Genomic DNA, 1,226 nt, shown 5'->3' with positions numbered 1-1,226 from the left:
CGCCATGAATCATCACCGGACTGATTTGGGAACCCACTCACCCATAACTCGTCCCAATCCGTCCACATGCCCTAACGTCACATAAAGTCGTCCTCGTACGCGTAGCCGGAGCTTGCTATAGGATTATCTCCGCCCTCGCTTTCCTCAATTTTGGAGAGAAATTGTTGAGGTCTGTTTACACGCAGCCATTCACCGGCGCTGTTCGTCGTCCATTTGTCAGGATGCTGGGTAGGATCAAGTACCATATTGCAATTGTCCACTTCGACGAAACCCATCTTAGCCGCGCGGGCTTTTGCTTCCGCGTTGCCAGGGCGAGAGAGGAGCAACGGTCGCTCGCCGTCGCGCCGAAGTTGGTATTCCAACAGAATATCGCCTGCGTTCTCGACAAGCGGATGTGCAACCTGAAGATCGACAGTCGAGGTGATCTCAGTTCGCCCGGGAAACAGTTCCCGCCACTTTTCGCCTTCGAAGTCATCCATAGGGCATCCGCCCTCCGTTCGTAGGAGGGCCACAGTTTTGCGTCCTAACTTGTAGCTGAAATATCGTGCCTGTTCTGTATCTGTAGTGGTGCCGTATTTCTTTGCGATCTCGGCGGCATTTTTGGCTCGCGTAGATATGAAATTAGAATACTCCTGCGGGTTGTTGGCGATATCTTCTATTTCTTTACTATGAAACGCCTTCGCCTCTTCCCTGAATGTAAACTTGTCAATCTCCAGCACAGGAGGTTTGGGAACGAGGGAATACGCCGGTGCTGGCGAAGATGAGCGAGCGCTGGAGTCCGCTGCGGCTAAGTGCATGTTGGCGAATGTGTCCGAGAAACTTTGGGTTTGCTCGCCGTCGGCCGCCCACGAATCCGTTTCGTCAGCCAAGCCATTGCGTTTCCACTCGTCGGAAATGCCACCAATTCGACCGTACATGAGGATTCTCACTCCTAAGGTGAATCATTTTCGAGGCTGGTTATGCCCTGCAGCGCACGGTAGTCAGCCTAGCTGACGATAAGCTGACGTGGGCGTTCTGTGGACGAACGAGGAAACCCAGCTCGATTCAGCGCTCGTGCCTGAATAGTCAATCAGGCACCGTCATCAGATCGAGTTCCAGTTTCTGAAACACGCGGGCCGCGCCCGCCAGGTAATGTCGTGGATGGTGAAGTGATGCAGCGCCTCTAGGAAGCGGCGGTCGTTGCGGCCCTTGCGCCGGGAGCATGAGGCGGTAAACACCCGCAGCAC

At 54.5% G+C, this 1,226-nt stretch carries 1 protein-coding gene; it reads right to left on the bottom strand.

Annotated features, from left to right (window positions below):
• Positions 1–77: 77 nt before the first annotated feature.
• Positions 78–917 (bottom strand): effector protein NopP, encoded by an 840-nt coding sequence (locus KBI52_RS01440; protein WP_305797864.1) that lies wholly within the window; start codon positions 915–917, stop codon positions 78–80.
• Positions 918–1,226: the final 309 nt, after the last annotated feature.

This window comes from Microvirga sp. HBU67558, assembly GCF_018069605.1.
Classification (GTDB): domain Bacteria; phylum Pseudomonadota; class Alphaproteobacteria; order Rhizobiales; family Beijerinckiaceae; genus Microvirga; species Microvirga terrae.
This window is presented reverse-complemented; position numbering and strand designations above follow the sequence as displayed.